This window comes from Duganella sp. BJB1802 (genome assembly GCF_013369445.1).
Classification (GTDB): domain Bacteria; phylum Pseudomonadota; class Gammaproteobacteria; order Burkholderiales; family Burkholderiaceae_D; genus Rugamonas; species Rugamonas vulcania_A.
This window is the reverse complement of sequence record NZ_JABWEF010000001.1, coordinates 36,839-53,466: the sequence shown is the minus strand read 5'-3', so window position 1 is coordinate 53,466 and position 16,628 is coordinate 36,839. Positions and strand designations below refer to the sequence as shown.

15 protein-coding genes and 1 tRNA gene are annotated in these 16,628 nt (G+C 64.5%); 8 read left to right on the top strand and 8 right to left on the bottom strand.

Features of this window, described 5'->3' with window-relative positions:
- Positions 1-57: 57 nt before the first annotated feature.
- Complete coding sequence (locus HUX88_RS00265; protein WP_176360435.1) at positions 58-1,398, top strand: GH1 family beta-glucosidase; 1,341 nt, start codon at positions 58-60, stop codon at positions 1,396-1,398.
- A gap of 104 nt (positions 1,399-1,502) precedes the next feature.
- A complete protein-coding gene (locus HUX88_RS00260) occupies positions 1,503-2,867 on the top strand; it encodes an MFS transporter (RefSeq protein WP_217916180.1) in 1,365 nt (454 codons plus the stop codon).
- Here the strand turns inward: HUX88_RS00260 and HUX88_RS00255 are convergent.
- The 3 genes from HUX88_RS00255 to HUX88_RS00245 all read right to left on the bottom strand — a co-directional run bounded on the left by HUX88_RS00255 (position 2,864) and on the right by HUX88_RS00245 (position 6,002).
- Positions 2,864-3,223 (bottom strand): type II toxin-antitoxin system VapC family toxin, encoded by a 360-nt coding sequence (locus HUX88_RS00255; protein ID WP_176360434.1) that lies wholly within the window; start codon positions 3,221-3,223, stop codon positions 2,864-2,866. The two genes, HUX88_RS00260 and HUX88_RS00255, sit on opposite strands and share 4 nt — an antisense overlap.
- Entirely contained in the window at positions 3,220-3,420 is a 201-nt protein-coding gene (locus tag HUX88_RS00250) for a type II toxin-antitoxin system VapB family antitoxin (protein WP_176360433.1), read from the bottom strand. Before HUX88_RS00250 ends, HUX88_RS00255 begins: the two co-directional genes overlap by 4 nt.
- Before the next feature lie 158 nt (positions 3,421-3,578).
- Positions 3,579-6,002, bottom strand: coding sequence for a TonB-dependent receptor (locus HUX88_RS00245; protein WP_176360432.1), 2,424 nt, complete (start codon positions 6,000-6,002; stop codon positions 3,579-3,581).
- 245 nt (positions 6,003-6,247) lie between these two features.
- Between HUX88_RS00245 and HUX88_RS00240 the strand changes: the two genes are divergently transcribed.
- Entirely contained in the window at positions 6,248-7,813 is a 1,566-nt protein-coding gene (locus tag HUX88_RS00240; RefSeq protein WP_176360431.1) for a tryptophan halogenase family protein, read from the top strand.
- A 62-nt stretch (positions 7,814-7,875) separates the two neighbouring features.
- Here HUX88_RS00240 and HUX88_RS00235 read toward each other — a convergent pair whose 3' ends face one another.
- Positions 7,876-8,385, bottom strand: a complete 510-nt coding sequence (locus tag HUX88_RS00235; protein ID WP_199538780.1) for an FxDxF family PEP-CTERM protein — start codon at positions 8,383-8,385, stop codon at positions 7,876-7,878.
- A 126-nt stretch (positions 8,386-8,511) separates the two neighbouring features.
- On the opposite strand from HUX88_RS00235, the gene HUX88_RS00230 reads away from it, so the two are divergent.
- The 4 genes from HUX88_RS00230 to HUX88_RS32885 all read left to right on the top strand — a co-directional run bounded on the left by HUX88_RS00230 (position 8,512) and on the right by HUX88_RS32885 (position 12,717).
- Positions 8,512-9,117: a response regulator gene (locus HUX88_RS00230; RefSeq protein WP_176360430.1), complete on the top strand. Its 606-nt coding sequence runs from the start codon at positions 8,512-8,514 to the stop codon at positions 9,115-9,117.
- Positions 9,110-10,645 (top strand): HAMP domain-containing sensor histidine kinase, encoded by a 1,536-nt coding sequence (locus tag HUX88_RS00225; protein ID WP_229219134.1) that lies wholly within the window; start codon positions 9,110-9,112, stop codon positions 10,643-10,645. The genes HUX88_RS00230 and HUX88_RS00225 overlap by 8 nt, the downstream gene beginning before the upstream one ends.
- A gap of 80 nt (positions 10,646-10,725) precedes the next feature.
- Positions 10,726-10,905 carry a hypothetical protein gene (locus HUX88_RS32010; protein WP_229219133.1) on the top strand — a complete coding sequence of 60 codons (180 nt, stop codon included), beginning with the start codon at positions 10,726-10,728 and terminating at the stop codon, positions 10,903-10,905.
- A gap of 171 nt (positions 10,906-11,076) precedes the next feature.
- Positions 11,077-12,717 (top strand): methyl-accepting chemotaxis protein, encoded by a 1,641-nt coding sequence (locus HUX88_RS32885; RefSeq protein WP_117014094.1) that lies wholly within the window; start codon positions 11,077-11,079, stop codon positions 12,715-12,717.
- Positions 12,718-12,823: 106 nt separating this feature from the next.
- Here HUX88_RS32885 and HUX88_RS00215 read toward each other — a convergent pair.
- The 4 genes from HUX88_RS00215 to HUX88_RS00200 form a co-directional block, all read right to left on the bottom strand.
- A tRNA-Gly gene (locus HUX88_RS00215) sits at positions 12,824-12,897 on the bottom strand.
- Positions 12,898-13,031: 134 nt separating this feature from the next.
- Complete coding sequence (locus HUX88_RS00210; protein WP_117014095.1) at positions 13,032-13,529, bottom strand: PIN domain-containing protein; 498 nt, start codon at positions 13,527-13,529, stop codon at positions 13,032-13,034.
- Positions 13,526-14,299 carry a hypothetical protein gene (locus tag HUX88_RS00205; protein ID WP_199538782.1) on the bottom strand — a complete coding sequence of 258 codons (774 nt, stop codon included), beginning with the start codon at positions 14,297-14,299 and terminating at the stop codon, positions 13,526-13,528. Before HUX88_RS00205 ends, HUX88_RS00210 begins: the two co-directional genes overlap by 4 nt.
- A gap of 180 nt (positions 14,300-14,479) precedes the next feature.
- A complete protein-coding gene (locus HUX88_RS00200) occupies positions 14,480-14,833 on the bottom strand; it encodes an energy transducer TonB (protein ID WP_117014096.1) in 354 nt (117 codons plus the stop codon).
- A gap of 258 nt (positions 14,834-15,091) precedes the next feature.
- On the opposite strand from HUX88_RS00200, the gene HUX88_RS00195 reads away from it, so the two are divergent.
- Positions 15,092-16,618: a DASS family sodium-coupled anion symporter gene (locus HUX88_RS00195; protein WP_176360429.1), complete on the top strand. Its 1,527-nt coding sequence runs from the start codon at positions 15,092-15,094 to the stop codon at positions 16,616-16,618.
- Positions 16,619-16,628 lie beyond the last annotated feature (10 nt).

The window sequence follows — 16,628 nt, the reverse complement described above, 5'->3', positions numbered from 1 at the left end:
TTTTCAAACGTCAAAATGCCCCTATTCCACACCCGTTAAACCTCAAAACGACCTCACATGACCGATTTCACGCAATTTCCGCCCTCGTTTACCTGGGGCGTCGCCACCAGCGCCTTCCAGATTGAAGGCGGCGCGGCCGACGACGGCAAAGGCCCGTCGATCTGGGACACCTTCAGCCACACGCCCGGCAAAGTCATCGACGGCAGCAACGGCGACGTCGCCTGCGACCACTACCACCGCTACCCGGAAGACGTGGCCATCATGTCCGGCCTGGGCGTGGACGCCTACCGCTTCTCGATCGCCTGGTCGCGCGTGCAGCCCACCGGCAAAGGCGCCTGGAACGAAGCCGGCTTCGCCTTCTACGACCGCCTGCTGTCGGAGCTGGAAGCCAAGGGCATCGACGCCCACGCCACCCTCTACCACTGGGACCTGCCGCAAGGCCTGCAGGACGACGGCGGCTGGCTCAATCGCGACACCGCCCATCGCTTCGCCGACTATGCCGCCGAAGTGGCGCGCCGTTTTGGCTCGCGTTTGAAAACGATTGCAACGCACAACGAGCCGTGGTGCACGGCCAACCTTGGCTACGGCAACGCGCAGTTCGCGCCGGGCGTGGCGGACCTGAAGCAATCGATCCAGGTATCGCACCACCTGCTGTTGTCGCACGGGCTGGCGATGCAGGCGATGCGCGCGGTCGGCAGCCCGGCCAAGCTGGGCATCGTGCTCAATCAGTGGACCGCCGACCCGGCCACCGACAGCGCGGCCGACAAGGCGATGGCGGAATTCGAATACGCGCGCTCGGTGCAGTGGTTCATGGACCCCATCTTCAAGGGCACGTACCCGGAACTGGCGTTGAAGGGCCACGGCGACAACGCGCCGGCGATCCATGAAAACGACTTCAAGGACATCCAGCACAAGATCGACTTCCTCGGCGTGAACTACTACTTCCGCGCCTACTGCTCGGCCGAGACCCCGCCGCGCCAGCCGGAGGCGAAGCTGGGCACCACCGACATGGGCTGGGAGATCTTCCCCGACGGCCTGACCGAGCTGCTGCTGAAACTGAAGGCGGAATACGAGCTGCCGCCGATCTACATCACCGAGAATGGCATGGCCAATCCGGACGTGATCGTCGACGGCGAGATCCCGGACGAGGCGCGCATCGATTTCGTGCAGCGCCACCTGAAGGCGCTAAACGACGCGCGCCTGCAGGGCGTGGACATCCAGGGCTACTTCCTTTGGAGCCTGCTCGACAACTTCGAGTGGAACTCCGGCTACGCCAAGCGCTTCGGCATCGTCCACGTGGACTACGCGACGCAGAAGCGCACCCTGAAGCACAGCGCGCACTGGTATCGCGAATACCTGCTCAAGCAAAGGCCGCAACGCACCGCGCACGCGGCCTGACAGCAAACGTTTTAATCCCGCCGGCGCAGATGCCGGCGTTTTCCTTTCTACAGGCCACAGAGCCTGATGCTTTACACTCCAACGAGAACAACGAGGACGACACCATGCAAACCGCACCATCCGCCGCGCCACAAGAGACGCCGGTCCCCGCCGCCGGCAGCCAACCGCCATCGCTGCTGCGCGCCATGTTCGCGCGCGGCACGCCGATGCTGTGGGTCCCCAGCGGCTATTTCGCCATGGCGCTGACCTACATGATGCTCACCAGCGTCACCTCCATCATGTTCAAGAACCTGGGCATGGACAACGGCCAGGCAGCGCAATACGCCAGCTACCTGATCCTCGCCTACACCATCAAGCCGCTGTTCGCGCCCTTCGTTGAAATGTACCGCACCAAGAAGTTCTTCGTGCTGTGCGCGCAACTGATCATCGGCCTCGGTTTCGCCGGCGTGGCGCTGGCGATGTCGCTGCCGGACTACATGGTGGTGATGGTGTTCATGTTCGGCGTGCTGTCGCTGGTCGGCGCCACGCAGGACATCGCCTCCGACGGCGTGTACGTCACCTCGCTGGACGCCAAGACGCAGTCGCTGTTCTGCGGCATCCAGAGCCTGAGCTGGAACGTCGGCCCCATCGTCGCCTCGGGCGGCATGGTGTACCTGAGCGGCTGGCTGCACACGCACTACTTCCACCACCAGGCCGGCGCGTTCGGGCCGGAGTGGATCGATTCGTGGCGCATCATCTTCTTCATCGTCGCGGCCATCACCATCGTCGCCGCGCTGTGGCACATGCGCGTGATGCCGGACGGCGCCAAGGCGGAGAACGCGCCGGCGTCGGTTGCCGATGCGGCCTTCATCCTCAAGGATTCCTTCGTCACCTTCTTCCAGAAGCGCGACGTGTGGTTGATGGTGCTGTTCGCGTTCCTGTTCCGGCTCAGTATCGGGCTGCTGGAAAAGATCGGGCCATTCTTCATGGTCGATCCGGTGACGCAGGGCGGGCTGGGATTGTCGAACGAGATGCTGGGACTGATCTACGGCACCTACGGCCTGATCGCGGTGCTGCTTGGCTCCCTGCTGGGCGGGATCTTCGTCGCGCGGCGCGGGCTGCCGGCGACCTTGTTCCTGCTGTGCTGCGCGGTCAACATCCCCAACGTCACCTTCCTTTTGATGAGCATCTACCAGCCGCACGACCTGCTGGTGATCAGCGCCGGCGTGGCGATCGAGAAGTTCTTCTTCGGTTTCGGTTCGGTGGGCTTCATGATCTACCTGATGCAGCAGCTGGCGCCGGGCAAGTACACCACCACGCACTACGCGTTCGGCACGGGGCTGATGGGATTGTGCATGATGGTGACGGGCGTCGTCAGCGGCCACCTGCAGCAGGCGCTGGGCTATGTGCACTACTTCTGGCTGGTGATGGCCGCGACGATCCCGTCGTTCATCGTCACCTGGTACGCGCCGTTCCACAACAAGGACTAGGCGCATACCCCCAGACGTGTGCTCGCCGCGCGAAGCCGGCGATCACACGTCCATAGTTTTATTCCGGGAAGAGAACCTGCCACCGCGAGCAAATGGGCATCGATGAGGCTGAGGCCGGTTCCATACAACGCATGCAGGCCAACGAATAAAATTACCTCGTCGTTCGAAATCACTATCGACTGAGGCAGATCGCGCAGCGTCTTTAGAAAACGATTCCTATCTGCCAGATTACCCATGGCAAGCTCGCCAATAACGAACGGATGCACCAGCAACTGATTCCGTTTCAGTAGCAGCATGAGTTGCTGGTCAGATCGGCGGAAATGATTGATCCAGACCGAAGTATCGGCCAATATCATTCAGCGCCCCAGCGGCAACGAGGAATGTCGGCCAACTCCGGCTGAGTTCCGCCTTGCGCCGCCAGCCATTCACCCGCCTTTAATTGAATCAGAGTGGTAACAGCCATCTGAACCAGCGCGTTGGCATCCAGCGGCCCCACATAGGCGCGTGCCTTCTGCAGCAACTCATCGTCAATCTCGACCTTGATGTCAGACATGATTCCATCCTCCCGCCGGCTATCATATTCATCATAGTCTGTGCCAGACTCCTTGCCCGCATTTTGATCAATTCAACCAGAAAAAAAACCCCTCGGCCTTTACAGGACGAGGGGCAGAAGAGCACTACAACACTGGGACTACATGAAAAACTCTTTGCTTAGAACGACTTGCCGACGTTGATGCCGAAGGTGCGCGGCGGCAGGTATTGCGCTTGCCACGGGCCGTTGGCGTTCATCGCGCTGGTCTTGATCTTCGCGTCTTCCGCGTTGCGGATGTAGGCGTCGAAGTACCACTTCGAGTCGGCGTCGAAGCGCAGGCCAAGGTCGGTGCGGGTGTAGGCCTTCTGCTTGTCCGGCTCACCCAGATTGAACACGCTCAGCCAGCTGGCCGTCTCGTAGTGCGCGCTGATGCGCGGGACCAGCCTGCCGTTGGCCAGCGCGAAGCTGTGCTGGTACATCATCTGCGCGCTGAACTTCGGCGAGTGCGGCATGGTGTTGCCGGTCACGTCCAGGCAGGTGCTGATGCCAGGCACCGTGCACGCCGGCAGCACGTAATCGTTGCTGCCGCCGACCAGGTGCTTGAGCGTGGCGTTGGTGTACGCCGCCGTGAACTGCACGCGGTCGTCACGCGTGATCTTGGCCGCGATCTCCGTCTCCAGGCCCCAGACCTTCGCGCCTTCCGCATTGCTGGTGGCCAGGCCGCGCGTGCCGTCCGGGTTGGTGACCGGTGCGCTGAACTGGAAGCCCTTGAACTTCTCGTAGTAGGCCGAGTTGTTCATCCGTACCGTGCCGCCGAGGAAGGTGCTCTTCGAGCCGATCTCGTAGTTGGTCAGGGTCTCGGAGCCGTATGGCACGCCGCCGTCCTGCAGGCCGCCCGACTTGTAGCCGGTCGACACGCTGGCGTAGACCATGTTGTTCTTGTCGATCTCGTAGCTCACGCGCACCAGGCCGGTCAGCTTGTGGTCGTTGAACACGCCGTCGTTGTGCTGATAGGTCGAGAAGCCGGTGCCGCCACCCAGGGGATTCATCGATGGGCTCACCGGAATCTGCGGCGCGGTCAAATCGCTCCAGCCGTTGTTGGTGCCGCCGATGTTCTTGCGCTCGTCCGAGGTGTAGCGCAGGCCGCCGGTCAGGTGCAGCGCGTCGTTGGCGTTCCAGGTGGCCTGGCCGAAGACGGCCTTCGAATCCACGGTCTCCTTCGGCTGGATGAAGGAACCCTGCCAGCCCACGGTGCCCTGCTGGGTGCCGTTCATGATCGGGATGTCGAAGCGGATGCCGTTGTCCTCGTTGGCGTAGTACAGGCCAAGCAGCCAGTCCACATCGCGCTTGCCGGTCGACTGGATCTCCAGTTCGTGGCTGTAGTTCTTGTACTTGGACCAGACGGTGTTGTTGGCCTGGTAGCTGCCGCCGCTGGTGAAGCTGGTCGGCAGCGTGGCGCCGCCGTCCTGGTCGAAGGTCGAGGAACCGTTGAAGCGCGAGTAGCCGGCGATGTAGGCCAGGCTGATGTCCGGATTGATCTGGTAGTCGACCCGGCTGCGCACCGAGTGCGAATCGCGGTTCACGCTAGGCGCGGTGTCGATCAGCGCCGACCAGAAGTCCTGGCCCGCGCGCGGGTTCTGCATCAGGTTCATGCTCGGCGTGCCGCGGTCCATATAGTGCTCGTACGCGATGTTCCACTTCAGGCCCGGCGTCGGCTGCCACAGGAAGCTCAGGCGCGCCGCGCTCTGGTCCTGCGCGCTGTACTTCTGGGCGTTGTTGACGTACAGGTTGGTGTTGATCGGCTGGAAGGCGATCGGGTTGCCCGGATTCTTGGCGTTCCAGGCGGCGATGACCGGATCGGCCGCCGCGTGCTGCGCCGCCAGCGACAGGTTGGGCGCGGTCTGGTAGCTGACGTAGCCGTTGTGCTGCTCGTGCACCACCGCCACGCGCATCGCCATGGTGTCGTTGATCGGGATGTTGACCGCGCCGCGCGCGCCCAGGCGGGCGTAGTTGCCGTAGCCGGCCTCGAAGTTGCCGGCGCTGCTGCCGATCTCGGGCTTCACGGTCTGCATGTTGACCGCGCCCACGCTCGAGTTGCGGCCCCACAGCGTGCCTTGCGGGCCGCGCAGCACTTCGATCGCCTCCAGGTCGAACAGCAGCGCGGTCGCGCCTTCCGGACGCGGCGAGTAGATGCCGTCGACGAAGCTGGCCACCTCGGGATCGGCGTATTCGGTCTTGGCGCTGTCGTTGCCGATGCCGCGCAGGGTCATGGTGATCACGCCATGGTCGCCCTGGCCGGTGGCGGCGAAGCTGGGCACCAGGTTGACCACGTCCTGCAGGGTCTGGACATGGTTATCGTCCAGCACCGCGGCGTTCAGCGCGGTGACGGCCACCGGGGTTTTCTGCAGCGAGGTGGAACGCTTGGTCGCGGTGACATACACCTCGGTGATGGTCGAGGAAGTCTTGTCGGCGGCGGCCGACTGCTCGGCGACCGGCGCGTCGGCGGCATAGGCGCCGGCGCCGGTGCCGGCGATCAGGGCGACGATGGCCAATTGGATCGGGGACGGCAAGCGCTTCCCGGACTGCGGTACGTGGACGTTCATTTAGGTCTCCTTTTACGTAGCGATCGCCGGGAAGGGGCGCGCCACATTATCATCGTGGATTGATTCCGTTGTATGAAAACGTTTTCAAATCTCTTGAAATCGATTTCCTTATTTGTGAAATCGATTTCATGGTACATAATTCAAATCCAGGATGTCAATTTAAAAATTGTAGCGGCGTTGTTTCTTCGGCATGCGGCGGCGCGGCCGCCGGAGCGCGCACGCCACCGACGGAGACCGGAGCACCGATGAAAACCACAGCAATCAAACATGTCCTGATCGTCGGCGGCGGCACCGCCGGCTGGCTGACGGCGGCCTTCCTGGCGCGCACCCTGGGCGCCGGCGCCGACCCGGACAGCGTACGCATCACACTGGTGGAGTCGAAGGAGATCGGCATCATCGGCGTCGGCGAAGGCACCTTCCCGTCGATCCGCGGCACGCTGGCGGCGATCGGCATCGACGAGGCGCGCTTCATCCGCGAATGCAGCGCCACCTTCAAGCAGGGCATCAAGTTCACCGACTGGGTGCGCGCGCCGGGCGCGCCGGGCAACGACCACTACTTCCATCCCTTCAGCCTGCCCAGCCAGCGGCCCGGCGGCCCCGAGCTGCTGCCCTACTGGCTGCAGGGCGCGGCCGCGCCGGGTGCCGGCTTCGCGGCCGCCGCCACCATGCAGAAGCGCGTGGCCGACGCGGCGCACGGACCGAAGCGCTTCAACGACGCCGACTTCATGGGACCGCTGAACTACGCCTACCATTTCGACGCCGGCAAGTTCGCCGCCCTGCTCGGCACCCACGCGCGATCGCTGGGCGTGCGCCATGTGCTGGCCACGGTGGAGCGGGTGGAGCTGGACCAACAAGGCGCGATCGGCGCGGTGCACACCACGGAGGCGGGCGCGCTGACGGCCGACCTGTACATCGACTGCACCGGCTTCCGCGCCGCGCTGATCGGCGAGGCGCTGGGCACGCCCTTCCGCAACATCCAGGACACGCTGTTCGTCGACCGCGCGCTGGCGATGCAGGTGCCGTACGCCACGTCCGACGCGCCCATCCCGTCGTACACCATCGCCACCGCGCACGAGGCGGGATGGACCTGGGACATCGGCCTGCAGCAGCGGCGCGGCATCGGCTACGTCTACTCCAGCCGCCACACCGACGACGCGCGCGCCGAGCAGGTGCTGCGCCGGTACATCGGCCCGGCCAGCGACGGCCTCGATCCGCGCCAGCTCAAGCTCAACGTCGGCTACCGCGAGCAGCACTGGGTCAAGAACTGCGTGGCGGTGGGCTTGTCGGGCGGCTTCCTGGAGCCGCTGGAATCGTCCGGCATCGGCCTGATCGAAACGGCGGCCTACCTGGTCGGCTACCTGTTCCCGCACGACGGCGACCTGGCGCCGGTGGCCAGGGTGTACAACGAGATGATGAAGGCGCGCTACGAGCGCATCGTCGATTTCGTCAAGCTGCACTACTGCCTGACGCAGCGCCGCGACAACGCCTTCTGGACCGACAACACCGACCCGGCCAGCATCCCGGAATCGCTGCGCGACAAATTGTCGATGTGGCGCAAGCGCGCGCCGCACCGCATGGACTTCGTGGTGGACCTGGAGATGTATCCGCCGTCCAGCTGGCAGTACGTGCTGTACGGGATGGAGTACCCGACCGCGCAATACGCCAACGCCCGCACGCTGCCGCGCTTCGACGAGGCGCGCCGGGAATTCCAGATGATCGAGCAGATGTCGCACCGGGCGGTGGCCGACCTGCCCACGCACCGCGCGCTGGTCGAGCACTTCCTGCAGCGCGGCGAGCGCAAGTTCGCCTGACAACCAACGCCGGCCGGACCCCGGGGCCCCGCCGGCGGCATCAACGGTATAAACCGTTTAGCTTATTTCGCCTTGCGGCGGCGCGCAGCCACGCCCACCAGGGCCAGGCCGCCCATCAGCATGCCGTAGGTGGCCGGTTCCGGCACGGCGGTGGTGATGTTGAAGTTGCCCGAGTAGCTGGCCGAGTCCCCGGTCCAGCCGGTCACGCGCAGGCTCAGCGGGCCGCTCAGCACGACATTGGTCAGGCGCGCCTTGCTCTCGCCGTCGCCGTTGCTCAGCGCCAGCTCGGTTTCATTCAGGAACACGTGGCTGAACCGGATCTTCTGCTCGTCGAAGCCGAAGAAATTGACCACGCCGCCGTTGACCGTCAGCGCGCCGGGCAGGTCGGGCGTGAAATTGTACGTGTCGGAGAAATATTGGCCTTCCCACGGGGTGGGCTGGCTCAGGTTGAAGCTGCCGGTCCACTGGTGCGGATTGGTTTTGGACTGGTGCAGCTGGACGTCATAGGTGTTGGCCATGGCCGACGACGCGCACAGCGCGCTTAACGCGAATGCAAGTATGGTGGATTTCATTTGATATTCCTGGTGTGGTTAAGAAGATGGTTGCTTGCCCGCAAACCAGATATGATGATAAATTGATACCAATTATTGGAAAATAGTCCAATTGGACTGAATTGCCGCGCCACCGTGAAGCACACCATGAAACAAACCGTACTTGTGATCGACGATCACTCGCTGTTCCGCGCCGGCCTGCGCCTGATGCTGGCCGACGCCATCGCCCAGCTCGACGTGCGCGAGGCCGCCTCGATCGACGAGGCGCTCGGCGGCCCGCGCGACGCCCCCGCGCCCAGCCTGGTGCTGCTCGACATCCAGCTGCCCGGCGTCAACGGCCTGGACGGCATGACGCTGATCCACCGCCGCTGGCCGGACTGTCCGGTGATCGTGCTGTCGGCCGACGGCGCCAGCGCCACCGCCCGCGACGCGCTGGCGCGCGGCGCGGCGCGCTTCGTCTCCAAGGCCGAGCCGGCGGCGGCGATCCAGGCCGCCATTTGCGCCGTGCTGCGCGGCGAGAGCGCGGCCGCGCCGGCCGGCGCCGCCCGCGACCAGCCGCCGCGCCTGACGCCGCGCCAGTGCGAGGTGCTGGCGCTGATCTGCCAGGGCCTGTCGAACAAGCTGATCGCGCGGCGCCTGAACCTGTCGGAGAACACCGTGCGCGGCCACGTGCAGGCGCTGCTGGCCATGCTGGGCGTGGTCAGCCGCGCCGAGGCGGCCTTCGTCGCGCGCCAGCGGGGCCTCGTTGCTTAGCCCGCCCGCCACCGAGCGCCTGATCCGCGCCGAGCAGGCGCGCCTGTTGATGGGCAACATGGGCAGCTCGCTGCTGCCGGCCATCGCCGTCGCGCTGCTGCTGGTGTACGTGCTGGCCACGCCGGACAACACGCTGGCGCTGCGCCTGTGGTGCGCGGCCGTGATCGCCTCCAAGGTGTACGCCAGCTGGGACGCGCGGCGCCTGCTGCGCGCGCCCATCCTGGCCGAGCACGCCGACCGGCTGACGCGCCGCCTGATCGTGCTCAACGCCATCGACGGCGCCGCCTGGGGCATGCTGGCGTTCGCCGGCCTGGACCCGACCTCCACCGCCAACAGCATCCTGGTGGTGGCGGTGCTGGCCGGCATCGTCGGCAACTCGATGTCGCTGCTGTCGCCGGTGCTGCCGGTGTTCGCGGTGTTCTGCGTGTTTGAACTGGGCGCGCTGGCGCTCAAGGCCTGGACCATGGGCGAGCTGGCGTTCCAGGCGCTGAGCCTGGCCGTGCTGGTCTACCTGGCGAGCCTGCTCAGCCAGGGCCGCAACAGCTCGCGCGCGGCGCGCGCCGCGATCCAGCTGCGCTTCGACAACATCGAGCTGATCGCCCAGCTGCGGGTCGAGACCGAGAAGGCGCGCCAGGCGCTGCACGCGGCCGAGCAGGCCAACCTGGCCAAGTCCAAGTTCCTGGCCGCCGCCAGCCACGACCTGCGCCAGCCGATCCACGCCCAGGGCCTGTTCCTCGAGGTGCTGGGGCGCTCGGCGCTGACGCCGGCCCAGCAGGAGGTGCTGGCCAGCGCCCGCTCGGCGTCCGAGGCCTCGGCCAGCATGCTGCACACGCTGCTGGACTTCTCGCGCATCGACGCCGGCGTGGTCGAGGCCCACATCGTGCCGTTCCGCCTGCAGCCGCTGCTGGCCAAGATCGAGAGCGAGCTGGCACCGCAGGCCGACGCCCAGGGCCTGGTCTACCGCACCCACGACAGCGAGCTGGTGCTGCAATCGGACCCGGCGCTGGTCGAGCTCATCCTGCGCAACCTGGTGTCGAACGCGGTGCGCTACACGCTGCGCGGCGGCATCCTGGTCGGCTGCCGCCGGCGCGGCGGCGGCGCCGTGATCGAGGTGTGGGACAGCGGCATCGGCATCGCCGCCGCCCAGCAGCAGGAGATCTTCCAGGAGTTCCACCAGCTCGGCAATCCCGAGCGCGACCGCCAGAAGGGCCTGGGGCTGGGCCTGTCGATCGCGCGCGGCCTGGCGCGCATCCTGGACGCGCCGCTGACGCTGGCCTCGCAGCCGGGACGCGGCAGCGTGTTCCGGCTGGCGCTGCCGCTGGCGCCGCTGCCCGCCGGCCATCGCGGTGGAGGCGGCGCCGCCGCCCGCGCCGCTGCGGCCGCTGTCGCTGCGGGTGCTGCTGATCGACGACGACGCCATCGTCTGCGCCAGCATGCAGCGCCTGCTGCAGGCCTAGGGCTGCGTCTGCCAGGTGGCCGACGGCGTCGAGCAGGCGCTGGCGCTGGCGCCGGCGCTGCGGCGAGCTGATCATCAGCGACTACCGGCTGCGCGGCCAGCAGACCGGCGCCGGGGCGATCGCCGCGCTGCGGCAACAGGCCGGCCGCGCCGTGCCGGCGCTGTTGATCACCGGCGACACCGCGCCGGCCCGGCTGCGCGAGGCGCGCAACAGCGGCGTGCCGCTGCTGCACAAGCCGGTGGCGCCGGCCCAGCTGTACCGCGTGCTGGCCGACATCGCCGCCACGCTGGCGCCGGACGGGGCGGAAAACAACAGCGGTGAGAATGTGTGAGATTGTTCTTGCCGTTGGGAAATGCCTGTTTTAAACTTGCATCACTGCCTCACCGGCCCCCCCTCCCCCGGGGCCACCATCCGCCAGCCGGCCATATCTCCGCCGGAAACTCATAGTCGCTGCGATCACGGCCCACGCCGGCCAGCGCTAGTCCAGTCTACGGAGAACCACATGAACATGCTCAACAACATGAAAATCGGCAAACGCCTGGGCCTGGGTTTCGCCCTCGTGATCGCGCTGCTGGTCGCCACCGCCGCGATCGGCATCAGCCGCATCCATGGCATCAACGCCAACACCGACATCATCGTGCACGACCGCTACGCCAAGGTCGCGCTGGCGCAGACCATCGAGAACGAGGTCAACCGCCAGACCCGGGCGCTGCGCACCGCGCTGATCGCCGGCGACAACGCGGAGGTCGCCGCCAGCGAGCTGGCCAAGGTGGCCGCCTCGGGGCCGGTCATCACGGCCGCCATCGACAAGCTGCAACCCATCATCCACACCGAGCAGGGCAAGGCCGCGCTGCAGGCGCTGATCGCCGCGCGCGCCACCTTCAAGGACCACGAGCACCACATGGTCGAACTGATCAAGGCCAAGCAGGCCGACGCCGCGCGCGACTACCTGATCAAGGACATCCTGCCGCCGCAAACGGCCTACCTGCACGCGATCGAAGTGTTCTCGGGCACCCAGGTGCAGGGCATGGAACAGTTCGCCACCGAGGCGGGCGCGATGGCCGACAGCGGCGCCCTGCTGATGACCGTGTTCGCCGTGCTGGCCACGCTGCTGGCGGTGGCCATCGGCTGGGTGCTGACGGGCTCCATCGTCACCCCGCTGAGCCAGGCGCTGCGGGTGGCCCGCACCGTCGCCGCCGGCGACCTGAGCACCCGCTTCGGCCCGTGCGCCAAGGACGAGGCCGGCCAGCTGCTGGAAGCCCTGCACGAGATGAACGACAGCCTCAAGCACATCGTCGGCCAGGTGCGCGCCGGCACCGAGACCATCGCCAGCGCCTCGAGCCAGATCGCCACCGGCAACCAGGACCTGTCCTCGCGCACCGAGCAGCAGGCCGGCTCGCTGGAGGAGACCGCCTCGTCGATGGAGGAGATCACCGCCACCGTGCGCGAGAACGGCAGCAACGCGCGCACGGCCAACCAACTGGCGGTGTCGGCGTCGGACGTGGCGGTCAGGGGCGGCGCGGTGGTGGCCCAGGTGGTCGACACCATGGGCGCCATCCACGCCTCGGCCAGGAAGATCGTCGACATCATCGGCGTGATCGACGGCATCGCCTTCCAGACCAACATCCTGGCCTTGAACGCCGCCGTCGAGGCGGCGCGGGCCGGCGAGCAGGGCCGCGGCTTCGCGGTGGTGGCCACCGAGGTGCGCAACCTGGCCCACCGGTCGGCCTCGGCCGCCAAGGAGATCAAGACGCTGATCGGCGACTCGGTCGGGCAGGTCGAGCGCGGCAGCGAACTGGTCAACCATGCCGGCGCCACGATGGACGAGATCGTCGTCAGCGTCAAGCGCGTGACCGACATCATGGCCAACATCGCCTCCGCCACCCAGGAGCAGGACACCGGCATCGAGCAGATCAACCAGGCCATCTCCGAGATGGACACCGTGACCCAGCAGAACGCCGCGCTGGTGGAGGAAGCCGCCGCCGCGGCCGAATCGCTGCAGAACCAGGCCGGCACGCTGGCGCAGCTGGTCAGCACGTTCAAGCTGGACGGCGACCACGGAGCGGCGGCGCTGCACCTGGTCGCCAGCGCGAACGCCCCGGCCCGGTCAGCGGCCGGCGCGCGGCGCCTGGCGCTGGCTTAATGGTTCAGTGAAAAGCGGCGGGCCGACGGCAGCCCACGCGGCTGGCGTCGGCAATTGCTTTGGATGGGGAACGCGAAGGCATGGCACCGGAATGCGGTGATTTGACTGGAGCGGGTGAAGGGAATCGAACCCTCGTCGTAAGCTTGGGAAGCTTCTGCTCTACCATTGAGCTACACCCGCGTTGGCAGCATTCTACGCGGGTTTGCCTATCATTGACAATGTTGCGACATGATTACGGCGACGGAAAGTGGCGATGTCCGGATTCAACGGGGCAACGGGTCGCCCAACAAATTATCTCGCATACTCAGTTCACTTCACTTCGCGTCATCCAAATCGAAGCCTTGCTGACCATCTAAACGAAAAGCGCTTGCATCAAACCCATCAACCAGTTTGATGGCCCGAACCTTCACGCTTCCTGCGCTGCGCAGCCGCTCGCAATATTTGAAAAGAGTTGAAACGTCTTCAGTAATGATAAAGGGAATCGATTCATGAGCGGCTTGAGCGATCAGTTTCACGTCATCACGAATCGCTCCGCGCGCATCACCATGATCGCGAGATCCCAGTGCATTCCAAATCCGACCAGCCTCGACGGCATGGGGAATGTTGAATGGGACCGTCCGAAAATTTTTGAGCGGGAAATCGGTAATCGGCTGCTTGATAGAAATTTCAGCTGCCACGATAGCCGAAAAGTACATCGTCACGTTTTGATCAAGCATCAATCGATAGTACTTGGCCGCGACAGCATGATTGTGACGATTGCCGTCAACTAAAGAAATTAAGAAACTCGTATCTAGTAACGCCGAGGCCGTCATGTCTGACCGCCTCGCAACTCCGCCGTCCATTCCGTTGCGCTGACCACGTCTTCCCAAGCCTTGGTTCCTCGTTCGACCATTAGCCTGAATTCCTCGTCGTCATAGCTGGGCTGGTGAGTCTCGAATGCCAACAAGCGTAGATTTCGCAACTCCCCCGTATGCAAATTTTCCTCTGCAGCTACGTGCAGCAGAGCTGGCCGATAAAGACGATTTCGTTCGTCCTGCGCCAATACTTCATGACTGGAGCTAACCGTCACAGCCTGGCCATTTTCAAGTTCAAGATGAACATTGGCCTTGGTCTTACCCCCCATATCAATGATTTTTCCGTGCAAATATTTTTCAACCTGCACCCATACGTCATCGACCTTGGTCAAGGTGCTTCGTGCGTCCACCACAAACAACGCCTGCCCGGCCTTGTCCGCCAAGGTATAACTTCGATTCGGCTTTTCACGCGCGGCGGCTTGCCAGCGCTCCAATACATTGGCACGCTTGGAATCAATCAAAGTCAACGCGTCCGGCGAAGTGATATGGGTCAAGTCCGCCCATAAAGTCGTTGCGCTAAGCAATCCGGATGCAACGAAAACGAGTGAACCCGTTTCAATTGAAATTTGAACTTGCAGAGGGTCCACATCACGAGTTGTCCCCTTCAAGAAATCAGTCACATCCCGTTGGAACTCTCCCAGCAACGCTAACGAGACGTGCTTAGGCCCAACCTCAACATTGTTGATGCTGTCATGAACAGAAAAACGAATTTGATCGATGGGATCCACAGAGTCCTGACATTTTTCTTTGACGGAGAACTAGCTCACATCTTATGCCAAATGTCCTCTCAAGTCAGCAAGGAGAGCTGCTCCGGCGGGCGCTGCCGGCCTTGCGGCTCACATCGGCGCCGGACAGGGCGAAGCGCTTGCGGCTTCGCCCTGCACCACGCGCGACAGCTTGCCCATGGATCAGTTGATGACCCAGGTGTAGCGCACATTCACCCAGCCCTGGGCGATGTCGCTGTCCTTGGCGACCGGCTTGAACTTGCATTTGACGCTGGCGCGCAGCGATGCCTTGTCCAGCGTCGCGTAGCCGCTGGACGCAACCAGCTTCGCCTCCGTCACGCTGCCGTCCGGGGACACCAGCAGCTTCACCTTGACGTCGCCTTGCTGCTCTTCGCCGAGCCACGCGGCCGTATAGTCCGGCGTGCCGCACGTCTCCTTGTCGAACCGGCTCAGGATATTCCCGGCCGAGGCCACGCCCGATACCAGGCTCAACACCAGAGCCGACGCCACCGCGCTTGCTGAAAATTTAGTCAACATAAAACCTCCGAGTCAAAAATGATGGGATGAAATCGTTTGCAGCGTTTTAAATATACTGCGCCGCAGCATATTTTTATAATTTATTGTTGAACTATCTTTCATTTGAAAATCATATAACTCGTCGCCGGCCGCCTTGCCGGAATCCACATATCAATATGATTTTATATACGTGTCCTCAATGAACCGTCGCTGCTACGCTCTTAGCCTATCGACAATTGGGGGAACAATGACGACGAATCTCACCACGCGGGGACGCCCATGAGCGGCGAACTCACACAAGCGCGCACGCCTTGGGCGCCCGCCTTCCAATGGCGCGCCCTGCTGCGCCCGCACACCGTCGCCGGTCGCGCGCCGGCCAAAGCCTTGACTGGCTTCATCTGCGCCTGGCTGGCGCTGGCGGCCATCCATCTGCTGATGCCGGTGCCGGCCGGCCTGACGGTCGCCGGCAAGGCCACGCTGGCGATCATGGCGTGGGCCGCCATCATCTGGATCTTCGAGGCGCTGCCGGTGGCCGTCTCCGGCCTGCTGATCCCGGCGCTGCTGGTGCTGACCAAGGCCGTCACGCCGATGGCCAAGGCGGCCAACGGCTTCACCAACCCGGTGGTGTTCCTGTGCCTGGTCGCCTTCCTGTTTTCCGCCATCATGCAGTGCGCCGGGCTGGACCGCCGGATCGCGCTCGGCCTGCTCGACAAGATCAGGGTCAAGACCGTCAACGGCGTGATCTGGACCATGTTCGGCGTCAACCTGGTGCTGTCGTTCGTGGTGCCGGCGGCCAACGCGCGCGCCGCCACGCTGCTGCCGGTGATTAACGGCTTGACCAAGCTGTTCGGCGATACGGAGCAGGAGCGCAACGCCGCCAAGGCCATCGTCATCCAGTCGCTGGTGTATGGCTCCATGATCAGCGGCATGTGCATCCTGACCGCGCACCTGCCCAACCTGGTGCTCACCGGCTTGTTCAGCAGCGAGCTGCACATCCGCATTTCCTACCTCGACTGGTTCAAGCTGCAGTGGCCCTACCTCGGCATGTTCGTGCTGACCCAATGGTGGGTGCAATACTATTTCCGCACCCGCCGCACCGCCATTCCGGGCGGACTGGAAACGATCCGCGAAGAACAACGCAAGCTGCCACCCGCCGGCAAACAGGACTGGTCCATCCTGCTGGTGTTCGGCCTGGTGGCGCTGCTGTGGGCCACCGAACAGTGGCACAAGATCCCGACCGAGAACATCGCCCTGCTGGGACTGGCGCTGGTGTTCACGCCCGGCCTCATCCAGATCAAATGGAAGGACATCCAGGACCGCACCATCTGGGGCACGGTGTTCCTGCTGGCCGGCGCGCTGTCGATCTCGTCGGCGATCAGCAGCACCGGGCTGGCGCAATGGCTGGCCGACCAGATCCACGCGATCGCGCAGGGACATCCGTGGTGGGGCATCCTGCTGATCGTCATGGTGGGCACGCACGTGATCCGGCTCGGCATGTTGTCCAACGTGGCGGCGGTCACCATGCTGGCACCCATCCTGCTGGCGCTGGCGCCCAAGCTCGGCTTGCATCCCATCGCCTTCACCATGCTGGTGGCCGACACCGACAGCTTCGCCTACCTGCTGCCGACGCAGATCACCGCCGCCGTGATCGCCTACAGCAGCGGCACCTTCAGCACCAGCGACTACGCCAAGGTCGGCATCGTCTCGGTGCTGATCGCCATCGCCTACGGCATCCTGGTGATGGCGCCATGGTATGCCTTCCTCGGCGTTCCGCTGTGGGATGCCACCGCGCCCTGGCCGTTTTAATCCCCTCACG

Coding starts and splice junctions, on each gene's coding strand:
- HUX88_RS00265 (WP_176360435.1), top strand. CDS start 58: ATGACCGATTTCACGCAATTTCCGCCCTCGTTTACCTGGGGCGTCGCC.
- HUX88_RS00260 (WP_217916180.1), top strand. CDS start 1,503: ATGCAAACCGCACCATCCGCCGCGCCACAAGAGACGCCGGTCCCCGCC.
- HUX88_RS00255 (WP_176360434.1), bottom strand. CDS start 3,223: ATGATATTGGCCGATACTTCGGTCTGGATCAATCATTTCCGCCGATCT.
- HUX88_RS00250 (WP_176360433.1), bottom strand. CDS start 3,420: ATGTCTGACATCAAGGTCGAGATTGACGATGAGTTGCTGCAGAAGGCA.
- HUX88_RS00245 (WP_176360432.1), bottom strand. CDS start 6,002: ATGAACGTCCACGTACCGCAGTCCGGGAAGCGCTTGCCGTCCCCGATC.
- HUX88_RS00240 (WP_176360431.1), top strand. CDS start 6,248: ATGAAAACCACAGCAATCAAACATGTCCTGATCGTCGGCGGCGGCACC.
- HUX88_RS00235 (WP_199538780.1), bottom strand. CDS start 8,385: ATGAAATCCACCATACTTGCATTCGCGTTAAGCGCGCTGTGCGCGTCG.
- HUX88_RS00230 (WP_176360430.1), top strand. CDS start 8,512: ATGAAACAAACCGTACTTGTGATCGACGATCACTCGCTGTTCCGCGCC.
- HUX88_RS32885 (WP_117014094.1), top strand. CDS start 11,077: ATGAACATGCTCAACAACATGAAAATCGGCAAACGCCTGGGCCTGGGT.
- HUX88_RS00210 (WP_117014095.1), bottom strand. CDS start 13,529: ATGACGGCCTCGGCGTTACTAGATACGAGTTTCTTAATTTCTTTAGTT.
- HUX88_RS00200 (WP_117014096.1), bottom strand. CDS start 14,833: ATGTTGACTAAATTTTCAGCAAGCGCGGTGGCGTCGGCTCTGGTGTTG.
- HUX88_RS00195 (WP_176360429.1), top strand. CDS start 15,092: ATGAGCGGCGAACTCACACAAGCGCGCACGCCTTGGGCGCCCGCCTTC.